This window comes from Streptomyces sp. B15, assembly GCF_018070605.1.
Classification (GTDB): domain Bacteria; phylum Actinomycetota; class Actinomycetes; order Streptomycetales; family Streptomycetaceae; genus Streptomyces; species Streptomyces smyrnaeus.
This window is the reverse complement of sequence record NZ_JAGPXJ010000097.1, coordinates 1-17,582: the sequence shown is the minus strand read 5'-3', so window position 1 is coordinate 17,582 and position 17,582 is coordinate 1. Positions and strand designations below refer to the sequence as shown.

Genomic DNA, 17,582 nt, shown 5'->3' with positions numbered 1-17,582 from the left:
GATCAAGCGGGCCGGGTCTGGCCGGAGGCGCTGCCGGAACCGGTCGGCGCCGTACCGTGCAGGCCCAGGGCCGCTATGGCGCGGTCGTACTTCTCGCGCAGTTCGTTCTCGTCCTCCCCGGCGGTGAAGATGTGCGCGAGCTCGTAGCTGTAGCTGTCCTGCTGTGAGAGGTTCCGCAGTCGCTGGCCCTCGTCGGGCACCACATCGATGCGTACTCCGGGGATCTCCTCCTCCACCCTGGCTATCTCCTCGGCGGAGGGCACCTGATGGGCCACTCCGTCGGTGAACCAGCGGTGGTACCACTTGGCCGCGCACAGATAGGGGCCGGCGCGGTGCGGCAGGGCGGGGTCGCGGCCGAAGGCGAGGGCGAGCATGCAGTGGTGGTTGGGCACGCCGTCGACGTAGTCGAACAGCTCGGCGTGCGACTGGGAATGGCGCGGGTTGATCTCCAGCAGCTTGATGTCGTCCTGCCCCGGGTCGTAGAAGAACTCGATGCTGAAGGTGGCCGAGTCCATTCCGATCTGCCGGATGACACGTGTGGACGCCTCGGCCAGCCGCTCCTGCACGGGTTCGGGGAGCCTGCTGGGATACTGGTGGCGCAGAAAGGAGGGCGTCTCAGGGTAGTTGATGGAGTCCAGCACCCCGTAGACGGTGACGGCGCCCCGGTGCACATACCCCTCGACGGCGACCTGGAGACCGGTCATCCGCTCCTCGGCGAGACAGACCATGCCACCCACCCGGGACATCTCCTCGGGGAGTTCGATCTGGTCGAGTATGTACTCGAACGGCCTGCCGAGCCGGCCGATGCCCTCGCGGATCTTGTCGACAGCCGCCCGGAACTCCTCCAGGTCCGCGACGCCGTAGGCCAGCTCCGAGGAGTAGGACAGCGCCGGCTTGACCCACATGGGGAAGCGCATCCCCTCGGGGGGCTCCGGCTCCGCGGCGTCCAGGTCCACCTTGCCGAACCTCGGTATCTCGTCGATGACCTTCTGCTGCTCCAGCCTGCTCCAGTACTTGTGCTCGCACTTGACCACCGATTCCAGGCTGGTGCTGCGCGTGCCGTACCGCTCGGCCAGGAGCGGGATCATGGTGCTCACGGGGAAGTCCCAGTACCCGACGATGGCGTCGATGCTGCCGTCGAAGGAGTCCAGAACGGCCCGCGCCCGCTCCAGCAGGTCGGGCACCGACACCTCGTCCTCCTGCAGTTCCCCGGGGGTCAGCAGCGGATGGAAGCGGTAGCTCGCCGCGCCGGGAACCGCTTCGAGGGTGGTGCGGTTGGCGTCGTCCATGCCCAGGACGAAGACGTTCTTCTTCTCGTTCGCGGCCGCGTTGGTCACGGCGTCGTCTGCGGTGTTCTCGGATATCGACACGTGCTCTCTCCACGTCGGTGTGCGGTGGTCCCGGGCGGGGCCCGGGGCCGCCGGTGCACTGGCCCGACCCCGGCAGCCGGGACCGGGTTGCCGACAGCGCAGCGGGGAAACGTGCCTGTTCGTCAGGGCGCGGACAGCGAAAAGGCGGCGGGGCCAAGTCGCTCAGTCGCGGTCGAAGAGCACTGCAATCAAGGCCCGTGCTGCGACCGCGATTGCGAACCGAGAAGCGATCTCGGCCAGCCACGACTTCTTCTCCTTTGTACCCATACCACACCTCCTCCTTCGGCAAGGGGCTCCCCCTCGCTCCACGCCGATGTGAGGTGTTGGCCGTTCCAGAGTACGACGCGGGCCTCCCGCTTGCCTCGGTTTCCGGTCTTCGGCGCCGTGGCCGTGCGGGAGTTGCCGGTGCGTCCTGGCCGCCGGACGCGGCCTCGACGGCGCGGCCGTGACGGGCATCAGCACTCTTTCGATCAGTCCTTTTGTCGACTTGACCGACATTCCGGCTGTCGTACCGAAGCTCTGCGCCGTAGGTGGTGCCGGGGACCGTGGCTCGTTGCCGATCGCAGGCTTGGTCGTTGAGGCCAGTACGCATCCGGAGCAGCGGGTTCCGGGACGACGAGAGGAGAACTCTTGCCACGGAAGAGCATGGCCCTGGCAGCGGCCGTCGCACTGAGCAGCGTGCTGTTCACCGCCGGGCAGGCCACCGCAGCGTCCTCCGCCCAGCGTGCCGACCGTCCGCCCTTCCCGTACGCCGACTGCGTCAAGGAGGTGAAGAAGCAGCACAAGGCCACCGACCGCAGGGCCAGGGAGGTGTGCGACATGCTGGTGAAGAAGGGGTGGATCAAGCCGCCGAAGTCCTGATTGCGACGAAGACGCCCCCGACGGACCCTCCCCGTGCTGTCCGACGGGGGCGCTTCAGGTGTTCCGCCCGCGGGTGAAGCCGCACCCCCTGCACCGCGGTCCCGCGCTTCCGTCCCGGCCGCTCGGTCAGTCCCGGTTCCGCGCGCGGCCACCGGACCCCGGATGCGCGCGGCCACCGGACCCCGAATGAGCGCGGCCACCGGCCCCCGGCAGGGTGTCGAGGAGGGCCGTCGCGCAGTCCTCGACGAGGGCTTCGGCGTGCGCGGGGAGGGTGCCGCCCTCGCGCAGATGACGCCGGACGACGGAGAGGGGGAGGTCGACCAGCGCCAGGGTCAGTCGCTCGACTGCCTCGGTGTCCTGGACCCCCAGCGTCGCGGCCAGTGAATCGAGTTCGCCGAAGATCCGGCGGTTGCCGCGCTCGGCCCGCGACCGGTACTCCTGGGCCCAGCCCTCCCGGCCGAAGTCGCCGGGCCCGTAGAGCAGCAGGCGGGTCTCCTCCGGGTGGGCGCGGCTCCAGGCGACGACGTGCCGTGCGGCGGCCCGCCCCGCTTCCCGCGCGTCGTCGTGCGCGGCGAGGACGCGCGCATAGCTGTCCTGGAAGCGCTCGACGGTACGCAGCCACACCTCGGCCAGCAGCGCGGACCGTCCTGCGAAGCGGTGGTACAGGGAGCCGCTGGGCGCGCCTGCCTCCTTGGCGACCGCTGCCATGGTCACGCCTGCCGGCCCGAAGGAGGCCGCAAGCCGGACGGCGGCGTCGAGGAGTTGGTCGGTGTCGAATCGGGGTGGCCTCGCCATGCCCGGGAGGGTAGCCTGCCCGTATTAGAGAGGTCTCTCTAATACGAGTCCCTGATCCGGCTGCGGAAACCCCCGCTCGCCGGTTCCGGCCCACGGAGGTCCCATGGATGTCTACAACGTGCACGAACGGCTGCTGTCCGCAGCGCCGAGCCGGGTGGGTGCCCTGCTCGACTCGCTGGCCGGCGACGACGACCGGCTGTGGCCGCGCGGCGGCTGGCCCCCGATGGTCCTGGACCGGCCCCTGGAGGAAGGTGCCACCGGAGGACACGGCCCGGTCCGCTACACGGTCGCCGCGTACGTCCCGGGAACCTGGGTGCGCTTCGCCTTCACCGCCCCCCGGGGCTTCGACGGCTTCCACGAGTACGCCGTACTCGCGGCGGACGGCGGCCGCACCCTGCTGCGGCACACACTGGCGATGCGGGCACACGGCTCCGCACGCCTCACCTGGCCGCTCTTCTGGGGGCCGATGCACGACGCCTGCCTGGAGGACGGCCTCGACCGCGCCGAGCACGCCTGCCAAGGCGCTGTCGCACGACCCGCGCGCCACAGTGCGTACGTACGCGCCCTGCTGCGGCTCGCGAGCCGCAGCAGGCCCGGCACCGAAGGTGACACCGGCCTCCGGGGAACGGCAGCAGGGCGGCAGGGTGGCGGGAGCGGACGCGGGGTCGCATAGCCTGGTTGCCAGGAGGAGAGTTCCGTGACCGTCTCAGGACCCCGTCCCGCTCCCGAGGGACACGCAAGGGAAGCGGCGCACCCACGCCCCGCCGGGCAGGAGCAGATACGCGAGTGCGTCCTGCTCAAGCACGGCGAGGTCTTTCTGCGCGGCCGCAACCGCGCCCGTTTCGAGGAGCTGCTGTACCGCAATCTGCGGGACGCGCTGCGCACGCTGCCCGGCTCGACGTGGGTGGAGAAGGGCCGCAGCGTCACACTGGTGGGCGGTGACCTCCCGCTGGACCAACTCGTGGACTGCGTACGCCGCGTGATCGGCTTCAGCCTCGTGCAGCCGGCCGTACGCATCCCCAGCACCGTCGAGGACATCGGCGCCCACGCGGTACGCGCCCTGCTGCGCGTACGGGAGGAGCGGACCGGCGGGTGTGGCGAACCGAGTTTCGCCGTACGCGCGAAGCGGCGGGACAAGTCCTTCCCGCTCACCTCCTCGGTCCTGGCCGCCACCGTCGGCGAACGGGTACGGCTGGAGACGGGGGCGCGGGTGAACCTCTCGGCGCCGGACGTCGAGCTGGCCGTGGAGGTGGACCGGCACGCCAGCTATCTGTCCTGGCGCCGGATGCCGGGTCAGGGCGGGCTGCCGGTGGGCTCCAGCGGCCGGGCACTGGCCCTGCTCTCGGGGGGCTACGACTCGCCGGTCGCCGCCTACCGGGCCATGCGCCGGGGGCTTGCCTGCGACTTCGTCCACTTCACCGGCGCTCCGTACACCAACGCCTCCTCCGTCTACAAGGCGTACGCGCTCGCCCGCGAGCTCAACCGCTTCCAGCCCGACCGGGCGCTGTGGGTGGTTCCGTTGGGCAAGGCGCAAAAGCAGCTCGCGATCGCGGGAGCGGGGCGGCTCCAGGTCGTCGCACAGCGTCGGCTGATGGCGCGGACGGCCGGCGAGCTCGCCCGGCGGCTGGGCGCCGAGGCGCTGGTGACCGGGGACAGCCTGGGGCAGGTGGCCAGCCAGACGGTGGCCAACATGGCGGCCGTCGACGAGGCGGCTTCGGTGCCGCTGCTGCGCCCGCTGCTGGGCTGGGAGAAGCAGGAGATCATCGACGAGGCGCGGGCCCTGGGCACCGCGGATGTCTCGGTGCTGCCCGACGAGGACTGCTGCTCGCTGCTCACCCCCCGTCAGGTCAGCACCCGGGCCCGGGTTCCCGACCTGCAGCGGGTCGAGCGCCGTCTGGAGCTGGACGAGCTCGTGGAGGAACTGCTGGCGGGTGCCTGGTCGTTGGAGCCCGGCGCCGACCCGGCGACGGTGGGCGCCGCCGGTCCGGCGCACAGCTGCGAGGCGTGACACCGGTCCGGGCCCGGACACGGCACGGTCGAGGACGCCCGGAACCCGGCCAACGGTAGGCGGCACTCGGCTCACGGGTGCGGCCGCCACCGGCCTCGGATCACCTTGCGGACAAACCGTTCTCGCGGGCGGCGCGGGTGACGCGCACGTACGCGGCCGACACCGCTCGGCGCAGCCAGTCGGGCAGCGGCCGGTCATGGGTCGCGCGGGTCAGCAGCGCGGCGATCTCCCGCACCTTGGTGTTGGTGTGCTGGGAGGTGTCCACGAGTATCCGCCAGGCGGTCTCGGGACCGCAGTGCCAGGAGGCCATCAGCACGCCGCGCGCCTGGTCGATCACGGGACGGCTCTCCACCGCCTTCCGAAGCTGTGCGACCTCCTCCCGGAGCCGGCGCGCCTCGGCGGCCGGGAGTGACTCGTCCACGTCCCCGGCCCCCTGGTCGTGGTCCTCGGACCCCTGGTCGTGCCCGGCGGACCCGGCTTGCGCACCGCTGTTCGGCGCGGCGTCGCGGCCGTCGGCGCCGGCTCCCGAGTGGGTGGTGTGAACGGCCCCCACACTGGACACCCGTGCGCCCATCCGCGTCGGTTCGGCCCAGGAGCGGGCGCGGTAGCGCCCCGGAACCGGCCCGGGCGGGACCGGGCGCGCGTCTTGCCGCGTCGCCGCACGAGGCGGCGCGGCACCACCACTGGGCCGGGACGGCGCCACGGGGAGACTCATCGCACCTCCGAAGACAACTGTTGTCGTGCAGCACATATGTGCCTGCCCCCGACGGCCGTCCCGCACACCTGTGAGCCCACACACCTGGTGAGCCCACGCACCTGTGAGTCCGCGCGCCTGTGAGTCCGCGCGCCTGCGAGGGAGCGGACACCGGCCTCGCGGCGGCCTCCGGCTACGGTGGCGGAAAAGATCGACCCGCCGGGAGAGATCCCCCGTGGCGAAGGAGCCCAGCCGTGTCCCGTACCGAACCGTCCGTCCTGGTCAGCACGGACGGCCGCGCCGGCCGCCTCGTCCTCAACCGGCCCCGCGCGCTCAACGCTCTGAACCGGGAGATGGTCGACCGTCTCACCGAGGCGCTCGACGCCTGGGAGCGGGACCCGGCGGTGGAGACCGTCGTACTGAGCGGCGCCGGCGAGCGGGGACTGTGCGCGGGCGGCGACATCCGCGGGATCCACGAGGACGTCCGGCGAGGCGGCGGTACGGAATCGGCGCGGTTCTGGGCCGCGGAGTACCGCCTCAACGCCCGTATCGCGCACTACCCCAAGCCGTATGCCGCGCTCATGGACGGCGTGGTGATGGGCGGAGGCGTCGGGGTGTCCGCGCACGGCGACGTCCGCGTCGTCACCGAGCGGGCGAAGGTCGCCATGCCGGAGACCGGCATCGGCTTCGTACCCGATGTGGGCGGCACCTGGCTGCTGTCGCGGGCGCCGGGCGAACTGGGCACACACCTGGCCTTGACCGCCGGTGCGGTGGGCGCCTCGGACGCCCTGCTGTGCGGGCTCGCCGACCACTTCGTGCCCGCCGAACGGCTCGCGGAGTTCACGGCAGCGCTCGCCCACACCCCGCCCGCCGAGGCGGTGACGCGGTACGCCGCTGCCGCTCCCGCGGCCGAACTCGCCCAGCACCGGGAGTGGATCGACGCCTGCTACAGCGCCGACAGCGTCACGGAGATCCTGCGGCGGCTGCGCGACCACGGGGGGACGGCGGCCAAGGAGGCCGCGGCGGCCATCGAGTCCAAGTCGCCGACCTCCCTCAAGGTCACGCTCGCCGCGCTGCGCCGGGCACGCGGCCTTTCCTCGCTGGAGGAGGCGCTGAACCAGGAGTACCGCACCTCCGTGGCCGCGCTCTCCTCGCCGGACTTCGCCGAGGGCGTGCGGGCGCAACTCATCGACAAGGACCGCAGGCCGCGTTGGTCCCCGGCCACGCTCGACGAAGTCACCGAGGAGCAGGTGGCACGGCATTTCGCCGTCCCGGACGGCGGGGACCTGGGGCTCGGCGTGTGAACCTGGTGCCGACTGTTGGAAATCGCCGGTGGCCGATGCACAGTAAATGCGCTACTTGTGCGTTCCTCACATCGCTTTCGTGACAGAATTGACTACACATTCCCCCTCCCGTGTTGCACGCTTGACCCCGTGCTTCCCAGGAGAGGGGAACGATGGACAAGCGGTACGAAATATTCTGTCTCGCGGACCGGTATTTCTACGACACACCCGACCGCTTGTCGGATTCCATATCGAGCACCCCGCCGGGCGAGGCGGCGCAGCCTGACGAGGCCACCGAGCCGGAAAACACCGTGGACCCGGGAGAATTCCCGGTGGCACGTCGCCCGGTGCCCGCCGGCTGGCGGCAGACCCGGTCAGGCGACTGGCTGGAGCTGCGCCCACTGACGGGAGAGTTCCCGTTGCAGGGTTGGAAGATTCATGCGTCGGCCACGCTCGACAACGCGGACGAGATCGGCACAGCCGTCTGGGACCACTGCGTACCACGCCGCATCCCTTTCAAATTCGTTCCGCACCGCACCCAGCTGTACCTGCGCAACGCGAAATACGCCGGACGCGGTACGAGCGGTAAATTCGCCACCATCTATCCGGCCGACGAAGAACAACTCGAGAACATTCTTCGCGAGTTGGGGGAGATACTCGGCGGCAAACCGGGCCCGTACATCCTGACGGATCTGCGCTGGCGCGAGGGGCCGCTGTATGTGCGGTACGGGGGCTTCGCGCCGCGGTTCTGCGTCGACGGCCGGGGCCGTCTGGTGCCCGCCGTGGCGGATGCGCACGGCCGGCTCGTACCCGACCGCAAGGACCCGGCCTTCCGGGTGCCGGACGGCGTGGAGCTGCCCGCCTTCCTCCGTCCGCAGCTGGCGGCGCGTGCAGCGGCCAGCGTCACGGATCTGCCGTACCGCATCGAGCGGGCGCTGCACTTCTCCAACGGCGGTGGCGTCTACGGCGGCACCGACACCCGCGACGGGAGCCGGGTCGTGCTCAAGGAGGCCCGGCCGCACGCCGGGCTCGCCGCCGACGGCGCCGACGCGGTGGCGCGGCTGGAGCGGGAGAAGGCCGCACTCGACCGGCTCGCCGGGCTGCCGGTGGTACCGGACGTACGCGACTGGTTCGAACTGGACGGGCACCGGTTCCTGGTGATGGAGGAGTTGGCGGGCCAGACCCTCAATTCCTTCTTCGCCAGGCGTCATCCGCTGCTGAGCGCCGACCCCGACCCGGAGGCGGTGGCCGAGTACACCGAGTGGGCCCTGCGGATGCACCGGCTGGTGGAGCAGGCTGTGGCGGCGGTGCACGAGCGGGGCATCGTCTTCAACGACCTGCACATGTTCAACATCATGGTCGCGCCCGACGAGCGATCCGTCGCACTGCTGGACTTCGAGGCGGCAGCGCCGGCGGCCGACGATCCGCGCCAGATCGTCGCCCACCCCGGCTTCATCGCCCCGCCCGACCGCTCCCGCTACGACATCGACCGCTATGCGCTGGCGTGTCTGCAGCTCGCGTTGTTCATCCCGATGACGACGCTGCTGGCCGTCGACCGCGGCAAGGCGGCACACCTGGCGACGATCGCCGCCGAACAGTTCCCCGGCATCCCGCGGGAGTTCCTCGCCGAGGCGGTCGAAACCATCGAGGGCACCGACACGGCGGCCTCGGCCTCCCGGGCCGTCACCCGAGCGGCCACCGTCCTGGCACCCGCCGACTGGCCGACGGCGCGCGAGGCGATGACCCGGGCGATCCTCGCCTCGGCCACCCCCGAACGCGACGACCGGCTCTTCCCCGGGGACATCGAGCAGTTCGGGGCCGGCGGCGGGCTCGGTGTGGCGCACGGCGCCGCCGGAGTGCTCCTCGCGCTCGACGAGACGGCCGCCGGGCGGTATCCGGACGGTGAGGAGTGGCTGCTGCGGCGCACCGATCCCCCGCCGCGCGGCACTCCGCTGGGGCTCTACGACGGACTTCCCGGCGTCGCCTGCGTACTGGCCCGGTTCGGACACACGAAGCGGGCGCTGGAGCTGACCGAGCGGGTGCTGGACGAGAAGTGGCAGCGGCTGGGCAGCTCGCTGCACAGTGGCCTCGCCGGTCTCGGTCTCGCCCTGGGACAGCTCGCGGACGACACCGGGGAACAGCAGCTGCGCACGGCCGCCGTCGAGGCCGCCCGGCTGCTGGCCCAGCGGCTGGACGAGCCCGACGACGGTGCCCCGGGCGCCGACAAGACGGGCCTGCTGCACGGTGCGACGGGAGCGGCGCTGCTGTTCGTGCGGCTGTACGAACAACACGGCGACTCCGCACTGCTGGACCTGGCGGAGCGTACGCTCAGCCGCGACCTGGCGCACTGCGTCCTGGACAGCTCGGGCACCTGGCAGGTCGACGAGGGCAGCCGCACCATGCCCTATCTGGGCGCGGGCAGTGTGGGCATCGCCATGGTGCTGGACGACTTCCTCGCACACCGCCCCGGGCACGCCCGCTTCACCGCGGCGCGGGAGGGCATGCTGCCCGCGGCAAGGATGCGGTACTACGCACAGCCGGGCCTCTTCCAGGGCCGCGCCGGAATGCTGCTGCACCTGAGCAGGACCAGCACGCCCGGCGTCACCGAGGCCGACCGGCAGGCGCAACTAGCGGGCCTGGGCTGGTACGGGATGGCCTACCGGAACGGCCTCGCCTTCCCCGGCAACCAGATGATGCGGCTGTCGATGGACCTGGCCACCGGCACCGCGGGCTGCCTGCTGGCCGTGGGCGCGGCCGCCGCCGAGCGAGGCGCAGCGGCGCCGAGCCTGCCGTTCCTGGCGCCACCGACCGGTGACATCGCCGGCGGCTCACAGACCGGCCTCCGGGACGGGGGCCGTACAAAAGCATCACCGTCCCTGTAACACACAACCCAACACCCCGATAGGGAAGGAAAACCACCATGGCACTTCTCGACCTGCAGACGATGGAGCCCGAGGAGCGGACCGGCGGCGGCGACGACAGCAGCGCGAGCCTCCTCCTGTGCGACAAGCACAGCTCCCACAGCACCCTGCTGTGCCTGTGACCGGGTGACACACGCATCCGGTGCCCCTGGGCGGGGTTCGTCCCCCGCCCAGGGGCGCTCCCCTGCCCCCGGCCGGCGGACGAAGGCGGCCCCGGCGGACCAGCTGCTGTTCTCCGAGGGACGCAAGCACCTGTGGCGTACGGTCGCCCTCTTTCTGTCCGCGACCGCGGCGGCGGTCGCCGGGCTGACGCTGCCCGCGGCGCTGGGCCGCACCCTCGACCTGCTGCTGGCGGGCGAAGGGGCAGGGAGTGCCGAGGCGGGCCGCTGGCTCGCCGGGTGCGCGGCGCTGACGTGTGCGCTGGTGGCACTGGACGCGGCCGACACGGTGCTCACCGGCACCCTCAACTCCCGCGTCGCGGCGGGGCTGCGCACGCGCCTCGCCACCCATCTGCTGGCGCTCGGCCCGCTGCATGCCAACCGGTTCGCCCACGGTGACCTGGTCACCCGCTGCACCGGCAACGCCGCGCACGCGGGTACGGGGCCCAGCAGCGCCGCCTCGGCGCTGGCCGCGGTGGTGACCCCGGTGGGCGCGCTCGTGGCGCTCGCCCTGCTCGATCCGCGGCTCGCCGCCGTCTTTCTCGCCGGAACGCCACTGCTCATGCTGCTGCTGCGCGCCTTCTCGCGGACCTCGACCGACTGTGTGACCCGCTATCAGGAGACCCAGGCACGCATCGCCGGGCGGCTCGTGGAGGCGCTGTCCGGGGCCCGCACCATCGCGGCGGCAGGCATCGGGCAGCGCGAGGGCGCCCGCGTACTGGAGCCACTGGAGGAGCTGTCCGGGCACGGGCACCGGATGTGGCGGGTGCAGGGCCGTGCCACCGCACAGGCCGCCGTGCTGGTGCCGCTGCTCCAGGTCGCGGTGGTCGCGGTCGGCGGACTGCTGCTGAGTGGCGGCGAGTTGAGCGTGGGCGGGCTGGTCGCCGCCGCGCGCTACGCCGTCCTGGCGGCGGGCATCGGCACGCTCGTCGGACAGCTCAACGCACTGGTGTGCGGCCGCACCGCGGCACAGCGGCTGGCGGAGGTACTGGCCGTCGCCCCCATGAGGGCCGGGCGGCGGACGGTGCCGGACCACACCGCGCCCGGCACCACGGGTCGGCTGGAACTGTGCGGTGTGCGGGCCTCCTACGGCGGTGAACCGGTGCTGCGCGGAGTGGATCTGGTGGTGCCCGGCGGCGCTACGGTCGCGGTGGTGGGCCGATCGGGCGCGGGCAAGTCGCTGCTGGCCGCCGTCGCCGGACGGCTCGTCGAGCCGGAGGCCGGCCGGGTGCTGCTGGACGGCACCGACCTGGCGGAGCTGGATCCTTCGGCGCTGCGGCGAGCCATCGGCTTCGCGTTCGAACGTCCTGTCCTGTTCGGCGCCACGATCGGCGAAGCGCTCGCCGCGGGGATCCCCGGGCAGCGGGAGGGGCATGAGGCGCGGGTCCGGGCGGCGGCCGGCGCCGCCTGCGCCGACGAGTTCGTGCGCACCCTCCCGTACGGCTACGGCACCCCCTGTGAGCAGGCGCCGCTCTCCGGTGGCGAGGTGCAGCGCCTGGGCCTCGCCCGTGCGCTCGCCCAGGGCGGCCGGGTACTCGTTCTGGACGACGCCACCTCCAGTCTGGACACGGTGACGGAGCTGAAGGTGACACGAGCACTCGTGGGCGCGGGAGAAGGCCACGGCGGACAGGGAAGGGACGGCGGGGCTGCCAGGGGGGCGCGGACCCGGCTGGTTGTCGCGCACCGCGCCTCGACCGCCGCGCGGGCGGATCTGACCGCGTGGCTCGACGGTGGCCGGATCCGGGCCGTGGCGCCGCACGCACAGCTGTGGGAGCAGCCCGCCTACCGGGCCCTGTTCGGCAGCGGGAGGGACGATGGCTGAGTCCGGGGAGGGGTCGGCCGGGCCCCGGGACAGCGCCCGGCGGAGCCTGGTGCGGGCGGGGCTGGGCTTCCTGCTGCGGCGGCCCCGGACACTGGTCGCGCTCGCGGGCTGGTCGGTGCTGGAGGCGGCGCACACCTTCGCGCTGGGTTTCGCGCTCGCCCGCGCCCTGGACGACGGCTTCCTCGCCGGGCACCCGGCAACCGGCCTGGCGTGGCTGTCCGTCGCCGCGCTGGGGTTGCTGGTGGGCGCGTGGGGCACGGCACGGGTCTACCGGCAGGTGGCGCAGCTCACCGAACCGCTGCGCGACGAGTTGGTGCGCCGCGTGGTGGGGCGTGGGCTCCACGAGGCCGTCACCGCCGTCGGCACACCGGGCCGTGCCGCCGGGGAGGCGTCCGGGACCGGCGTCGTCTCCCGGCTCACCCACCAGGTGGAGATCGCCAGGGACAGTTTCGCCGGGCTGGTGATGGTCTCCCGCTCCTTCCTGTTCACGTTGGCGGGGGCGGTGCTGGGTCTCGTCGCGCTGGCTCCGGTGCTGCTGCTGGTCGTCGTGCCGCCCCTGCTGGCGGGGCTCGCCGTCTTCGCGGGGACGCTGCGCCCGCTGGCGCGCAGGCAGCGGGACTTCCTGGTGGCGGACGAGGAGTTGGCGCGCGAGGTGGGCACGACGGTGCGTGCGCTGCGGGACGTGGCCGCATGCGGTGCCCAGGAGTCGGTGCGCCGCCGGGTGGAGCGGCGGGTGACGGCGGAGCGGCGGGCGGCCGACGCGCTGGCCCGCTGGGGCGTCGCCCGTGCGCTGGCCCTCGGCATCGGGGGGCGGCTGCCCGTCGTGCTGCTGCTGGTGCTCACCCCCTGGTTGCTGCGGCACGGGGTGAGCGCCGGGGCGCTGGCGGGAGCGCTCACCTATCTGACCCAGTCACTGCTGCCGGCGCTGCAGAGCCTGGTGCACGGGCTGGGCGGCGCGGGCGCCCGGCTCGCTGTGGTGATCGGCCGGCTGCGGGAGGGGGCGCCGGACTCCGGCGGACCGGCACCGCGCACGCCGACGCCGGACAGCCGCGCACCGACGCCCCGCACGTCGTCGCCCCGCACACCCTCGGGCCGCCCGCCCCGCACGCCGGGCCCCCGTACGCCTTCGGGCCCTGAGGTGCCCGCCCTCGAACTGCGGGATGTCACCTTCGCTTACGGCCCGGCCGCCGCGCCGGTGCTGACGGGGCTTGATCTCACCGTCCCGGCGGGCGGTCGGCTGGCGGTCGTCGGCCCGAGCGGCGCGGGCAAGTCCACCCTGGCCCTGCTGGTCGCCGGGCTGCTGCACCCCTCGGCCGGCGAGATCAGACTGCATGGGCAGCCGGCCGTACCCGGACGGCTGCGGACCGCCGAGCAGTTGGCCGGACAACGGGTGCTGATCCCCCAGGAGTCGTACGTCTTCACCGGCAGTGTGCGCGAGAACCTCTGCTGTCTGCTTCCGCAGGGCTCCGCTCCACCGCCGGGGGCGGTGCTGCTCGACGCCGTGGAAGCGGTGGGCGCCCGAGCGCTGGTGCGGCAGTTCGGAGGGCTCGACGGGTGGGTGGACCCGGTGGCGCTCTCGGCGGGGGAACGGCAGCAGCTGGCGCTGGCCCGCGCCTATCTCTCCCCCGCCCCTCTGGTGGTCCTGGACGAGGCGAGCAGCCATCTGGACCCGGCCGCCGAGGAGGTGGCCGAGTACGCCTTCATCCGGCGCGGCGGTGCGCTGGTGGTGATCGCGCACCGGATCAGCTCGGCGCTGCGCGCCGAGCTGATCCTGGTACTGGACGGCGAACGCACCTGCTGCGGCACCCATGCCCAGTTGCTGGAGTGCTCCGCGCTCTATCGCGACCTGGCGGCGGGCTGGGCCCCGCAGTCCCGCGTGTAGCGGGGGCGCGGCGCGCTCTTGCCCGCTCGCCGTCGGCCGGGCCGGCGCACTACAGCCAGCCGGCTCCCTGGGAGATGCGGATGGCGTCCACCCGGTTGCGGGCGCCGGTCTTGCGGGTGATGGCGGACATGTAGTTGCGCACCGTTCCGGTCGACAGGCCCAGACGGCGGGCTATCTCGGTGATGGGCGCGCCCTCGGCCGCCGCCGAGAGCACGGTCAGCTCCCGTTCGCTCAGCGGGACCTCGGAGGCCCTCAGGACGGTGCCCGCCAAGGCGTTGTCCACGAAGCGCTCGCCTGCGGCCACCTGTCGGATACCGGTCACCAACTGCTCGGGCAGCGCGTCCTTGCACACGAAACCGCGTGCCCCCGCGTCCAGTGCGCGGCGCAGCGCCCCCGGACAGTGCTGGCTGACCAGCACCAGCAGCCGGTGCGACGGCCCCACCGACCGTGTGGCGCTCTTGCGCGAGAGCCCCGCCAGTTCGTCCAGTGGAGAACGCCCCGTCACATCGGCGTCCACGACGCAGACATCGGGGGGCTGGGCCCGTGCCAGCCGCACCGCGTCCTTCGCGGGTGCGGCCTCGATGGTCATGTCCGGCTCCCTTCCGACCAGAGCGGCCAGTGCGCATCGGAGTATGCGCACGTCGTGCACCAGCAGTATTCGGATCACACTCAATCCCCCCTAGGTGCCCGATCCCCCCACATGACAGGCGCAACTCAATACATACAAGCTCATCGCGGAGGAGAGGCACACAGTTTTGGCCACACATTGAAATCGGATGTGTGCGATGTGTTATGGGGGGGGTATGAGGGGGCGCACTCCCCGACGCGGCCGGGCGGCATCCGGCGCCTCCCCGCGCGTCGTTTCGCCCGATTACCTGCGGGTACCGCGACCCTCTTGAAGACGACGCACCGACGGCGGCCGGAGCACCTCCGGCCAGCGGAGTGAGCGGAGTGGAGATGCGACTGACCGAGAGCAGCTCGGACGCCCCTGGGAAACCGAGCACGCCGGGCGCGCCGGACCCGTGGGGGACGCTGCCCCCGCCGGGCGCCCGGGAGGCGGCGGGCGTGGTGGCGGACGTACTGCTGCCGGTGCTGGCAGGCGGCGTCATCGTGCGCAGGCCCCGGGCGATGGCGCTGGTGGAGCGCACCGGTTGGGACCGGCGCGGTGTCGACCGGATGCGCGCCCTGCGCGAGCGGTACGGGCCGGGCCCCCTCCCGCTGACGGTGCGGGGCCGGTCGTACGCGATGGTGCTGGACCCGCAGGACGCGCGCCGCGTGCTGCGTGAGACACCGGAGCCCTTCAGCCCGGCGACGTGGGAGAAGCGCAGCGCCCTCGCCCAGTTCCAGCCGCACGGCGTCCTCATCTCCGGTGGCGAGGAGCGGACGCGGCGCCGGGAGTTCGTGGAGGAGGTGCTGGAGACCCCCAGGCCGCTGCACGGCATCGCCGGGCGGCTGACCGGCGTCGTACGCGAGGAGGCGGCGCTGCTGCTGGAGGGGGCCGAGCGTTCGGGGCAGCTGCGGTGGGGGGAGTTCGACGCCGCGTGGTGGCGCATCGTCCGGCGCGTCGTCCTGGGGGACGCGGCACGTGACGACACCACGCTGACCGCGCAACTCGGTGCGCTGCGCTCGGCCGCCAACTGGTCGCTGGCCTCTCCGCGCCGCAGGCGGCTGCGGAGCGCGTTCCTGGCCCGGGTACGCTCCTACGCCGCCCGGCCGGAGCCAGGCAGCCTCGCCGAGCGGGTCGCCCGGACACCCGCACCGGCCGGTACCGACCGCGCGGGCCAGATCCCGCACTGGCTGTTCGCCTACGACGCGGCGGGCATGGCCACCGTGCGTGCCCTGGCCGTACTGGCGACCCATCCCGAGCCGGCCGGGCAGGCCCGCCGGGAGGCGACCGCCGGGCAGCCGGACACCCCTCGCGAACTGCCGTTCCTGCGCGGCTGCGCGCTGGAGTCGGTACGGCTGGCCGACGACGCCCCTCATCCTGCGGGAGAGCACGGCACAGACCTCCTGGGAGGGCGGCACACTGCCTGCCGGGACGGTCTTCGCCCTCCACACGCCCTATCTGCACCGCGCCGAGCCCGCCGCCCCGTACGGGGACAGCTTCGCGCCCCGGCAGTGGACCGAGGAGACGGGACAAGAAGCGCGGGCCAACCCGGCGCTGGTTCCGTTCAGTTCGGGTCCGGCCGGGTGTCCTGGAGAGAACCTGGTGCTGTTCACCGTCAGCACACTGCTGGCGGCGCTGGTGGAGCGGCACCAGTACACGCTGGCCTCGCACCCGCAGCTGCGCCCGTCCGCGCCGATTCCCGCGACACTCGACCACTTCGCGCTGGCCTTCCGGGTGAGCCCGCTGTAGCCGGTGGCCGGACTCGGCGTGTCACCCGGCACCGACTCCTGCTGCGGGTCGTTGGACCGCTGCTGCATGGGGGCACCGTCCTGCAGATCGGGGATGCCCTGGTCCTCGGGCTCGGCGCCCGGGTCGGCGGGTTCGGCGTACTCCTGGTCGGACTCCGCCTGGGGCGTCAGGAAGGAGGTGTCGAAGCCGCCGCTGTCGCCTCCGCTCGCCCGGGGCGGTGGGTCGGACTCCACGGGCGGTTGCCACGGACCGCGCTCCGGGCTCTCGTCCGGCTGCCGGCCCTCGACGGGACCCGCCTGCATCTCGGCGGCGTCCTCGGTGGTGACGCCCTCTTCCGCGGGGATGTCCCTGCCGTCTCCCGTCATGGTGGCCTCCTCTCGTGTGGACGCTCCGGGTACCCATCCGACGCGGCCGCTACGCTGGCGGCCGCCCGCCCAGGCCGGAGGCCGGCCCGGCGCGCCGCCCGGTCCTGGGCCGCGGTCGCCGCGCTCAGCTCTCCTGTTCCAGCCTGGCGTAGGCGCTCTCGTCCAACCGGGTGAGCAGATCGGCGGGCCCCTCGTAGATCTCCTGGGCACCGGCCCGGGTCAGCTCGGCGCGCGGGATGCCGCCGGAGAGCACGCCGAGCGCGGTGACCCCGGCCCGGGAGGCGGCACGCATGTCCCATACGGCGTCGCCGAGGAGAACCGTCTGCTCACGGGCGGCTCCGGTCAGTTCCCTGGCCTGTTCCACGGAGTCGGGTGCCGGTTTGCCCTCCGCGACGTCCGAGGCGCTGGCGATGTGGGCGATGACCTCGTCGGCGTCCAGGGCGCGGCGCAGCGCGGCCAGCTCACCACCCACCGAGGAGGTGACCAGCACGATCGTCCAGCCCCTGGCGTGCAGCGCGCGCAGCAGTTCGCGGGCGCCCTCCAGCGCCGCCAGCCGTTCGTGGCAGGTGGCGAAGAGCGTCTTGTGGGCGGCGTCGATCGTCGTGTCCTGCTCCGGGTCCCTGCCCTCCCCCAGCACATGGGCGATCAGATCGCCGCCGCCGAGCCCAACGGCCCGGTGCACGGCCGCCATGGGCACCTTGTGCCCCGCCTGGCGCAGCGCCTCCCACCAGGCGTGTACATGGAGATAGGTGGTGTCGGTGAGGGTGCCGTCGACATCGAAGAGCGCGGCGCGTGGCATGGCGGCTCCTTCGTTCGGGTGAGGGTGAGCGTGCGGGTGCGCCTGAGGAGGGTCGGGAGGCTGGGGGGCGGAGGGCGTCCGGAGTCAGGAGCGGCCGGGAGCGGCGGGGGGCTGTCCGTCGGCGAGCACCCGTACCGTGTCGAGGTCGGGTGCCGCGGCGTCGGGCAGGTTCATCCCGGCCTCCACGCCGCTGCGCAAATAGTCGAGCACGGTCCTGGTGAGCCGCTCGCCGGGCAGCACGGTGGGGATGCCCGGCGGATAGGGAGTG

The 17,582-nt window shown here is 72.9% G+C and carries 14 protein-coding genes and 1 pseudogene; 9 read left to right on the top strand and 6 right to left on the bottom strand.

From position 1 onward, the window contains the following. Positions 1-2: 2 nt before the first annotated feature. Positions 3-1,289: an acetyl-CoA carboxylase biotin carboxylase subunit family protein gene (locus KBY19_RS30415; RefSeq protein ID WP_210967144.1), complete on the bottom strand. Its 1,287-nt coding sequence runs from the start codon at positions 1,287-1,289 to the stop codon at positions 3-5. Between the two features lie 711 nt (positions 1,290-2,000). Here KBY19_RS30415 and KBY19_RS30410 point away from each other — a divergent pair. Then, on the top strand, positions 2,001-2,231 hold the full coding sequence (locus KBY19_RS30410; protein WP_099885519.1) for a hypothetical protein: 231 nt from the start codon (positions 2,001-2,003) through the stop codon (positions 2,229-2,231). Positions 2,232-2,357: 126 nt separating this feature from the next. Here the strand turns inward: KBY19_RS30410 and KBY19_RS30405 are convergent, their stop codons facing one another. After that, positions 2,358-3,026: a TetR/AcrR family transcriptional regulator gene (locus KBY19_RS30405; RefSeq protein ID WP_210967139.1), complete on the bottom strand. Its 669-nt coding sequence runs from the start codon at positions 3,024-3,026 to the stop codon at positions 2,358-2,360. A 103-nt stretch (positions 3,027-3,129) separates the two neighbouring features. Between KBY19_RS30405 and KBY19_RS30400 the strand changes: the two genes are divergently transcribed. Both KBY19_RS30400 and thiI read left to right on the top strand, forming a co-directional pair. After that, positions 3,130-3,699 carry an SRPBCC family protein gene (locus KBY19_RS30400; protein ID WP_185018695.1) on the top strand — a complete coding sequence of 190 codons (570 nt, stop codon included), beginning with the start codon at positions 3,130-3,132 and terminating at the stop codon, positions 3,697-3,699. Positions 3,700-3,804: 105 nt separating this feature from the next. Further along, positions 3,805-5,034 (top strand): tRNA uracil 4-sulfurtransferase ThiI, encoded by a 1,230-nt coding sequence (gene thiI / locus KBY19_RS30395; protein ID WP_210967143.1) that lies wholly within the window; start codon positions 3,805-3,807, stop codon positions 5,032-5,034. Between the two features lie 100 nt (positions 5,035-5,134). Here the strand turns inward: thiI and KBY19_RS37370 are convergent, their stop codons facing one another. After that, the gene (locus KBY19_RS37370) at positions 5,135-5,587 is read right to left on the bottom strand and encodes an ANTAR domain-containing protein (RefSeq protein WP_307842243.1); all 453 of its coding nucleotides are present in this window, start codon (positions 5,585-5,587) and stop codon (positions 5,135-5,137) included. Positions 5,588-5,982: 395 nt separating this feature from the next. Between KBY19_RS37370 and KBY19_RS30385 the strand changes: the two genes are divergently transcribed. The 5 genes from KBY19_RS30385 (at position 5,983) to KBY19_RS30365 (ending at position 13,794) form a co-directional block, all read left to right on the top strand. Continuing rightward, positions 5,983-7,032, top strand: a complete 1,050-nt coding sequence (locus KBY19_RS30385; RefSeq protein ID WP_099885516.1) for an enoyl-CoA hydratase/isomerase family protein — start codon at positions 5,983-5,985, stop codon at positions 7,030-7,032. Positions 7,033-7,184: 152 nt separating this feature from the next. Then, positions 7,185-9,893 (top strand): class III lanthionine synthetase LanKC, encoded by a 2,709-nt coding sequence (gene lanKC, locus KBY19_RS30380; RefSeq protein ID WP_210967138.1) that lies wholly within the window; start codon positions 7,185-7,187, stop codon positions 9,891-9,893. A gap of 38 nt (positions 9,894-9,931) precedes the next feature. Continuing rightward, entirely contained in the window at positions 9,932-10,054 is a 123-nt protein-coding gene (locus KBY19_RS30375) for a SapB/AmfS family lanthipeptide (protein WP_016471140.1), read from the top strand. Between the two features lie 4 nt (positions 10,055-10,058). Then, positions 10,059-11,912 carry an ABC transporter ATP-binding protein gene (locus tag KBY19_RS30370; protein ID WP_210967137.1) on the top strand — a complete coding sequence of 618 codons (1,854 nt, stop codon included), beginning with the start codon at positions 10,059-10,061 and terminating at the stop codon, positions 11,910-11,912. After that, positions 11,905-13,794 (top strand): ATP-binding cassette domain-containing protein, encoded by a 1,890-nt coding sequence (locus KBY19_RS30365; protein WP_185018678.1) that lies wholly within the window; start codon positions 11,905-11,907, stop codon positions 13,792-13,794. Before KBY19_RS30370 ends, KBY19_RS30365 begins: the two co-directional genes overlap by 8 nt. Before the next feature lie 49 nt (positions 13,795-13,843). Here KBY19_RS30365 and KBY19_RS30360 read toward each other — a convergent pair whose 3' ends face one another. Then, complete coding sequence (locus KBY19_RS30360) at positions 13,844-14,461, bottom strand: response regulator transcription factor (protein ID WP_099885514.1); 618 nt, start codon at positions 14,459-14,461, stop codon at positions 13,844-13,846. A 948-nt stretch (positions 14,462-15,409) separates the two neighbouring features. Here KBY19_RS30360 and KBY19_RS37655 point away from each other — a divergent pair. Continuing rightward, a complete protein-coding gene (locus tag KBY19_RS37655; RefSeq protein ID WP_307843669.1) occupies positions 15,410-16,150 on the top strand; it encodes a cytochrome P450 in 741 nt (246 codons plus the stop codon). Positions 16,151-16,639: 489 nt separating this feature from the next. Here KBY19_RS37655 and KBY19_RS30350 read toward each other — a convergent pair whose 3' ends face one another. Both KBY19_RS30350 and KBY19_RS30345 read right to left on the bottom strand, forming a co-directional pair. Continuing rightward, on the bottom strand, positions 16,640-17,314 hold the full coding sequence (locus KBY19_RS30350) for an HAD family hydrolase (protein WP_210955036.1): 675 nt from the start codon (positions 17,312-17,314) through the stop codon (positions 16,640-16,642). Between the two features lie 84 nt (positions 17,315-17,398). After that, positions 17,399-17,582 (bottom strand): annotated as a pseudogene (locus KBY19_RS30345) (ornithine decarboxylase); the annotation flags it as partial.

Bases quoted from the DNA above. Each gene is read 5' to 3' on its own strand.
- KBY19_RS30400 (WP_185018695.1), top strand. From the start codon at position 3,130: ATGGATGTCTACAACGTGCACGAACGGCTGCTGTCCGCAGCGCCGAGC.
- KBY19_RS30415 (WP_210967144.1), bottom strand. From the start codon at position 1,289: ATGGACGACGCCAACCGCACCACCCTCGAAGCGGTTCCCGGCGCGGCG.
- KBY19_RS30405 (WP_210967139.1), bottom strand. From the start codon at position 3,026: ATGGCGAGGCCACCCCGATTCGACACCGACCAACTCCTCGACGCCGCC.
- lanKC (WP_210967138.1), top strand. From the start codon at position 7,185: ATGGACAAGCGGTACGAAATATTCTGTCTCGCGGACCGGTATTTCTAC.
- KBY19_RS30350 (WP_210955036.1), bottom strand. From the start codon at position 17,314: ATGCCACGCGCCGCGCTCTTCGATGTCGACGGCACCCTCACCGACACC.
- KBY19_RS30375 (WP_016471140.1), top strand. From the start codon at position 9,932: ATGGCACTTCTCGACCTGCAGACGATGGAGCCCGAGGAGCGGACCGGC.
- KBY19_RS30365 (WP_185018678.1), top strand. From the start codon at position 11,905: ATGGCTGAGTCCGGGGAGGGGTCGGCCGGGCCCCGGGACAGCGCCCGG.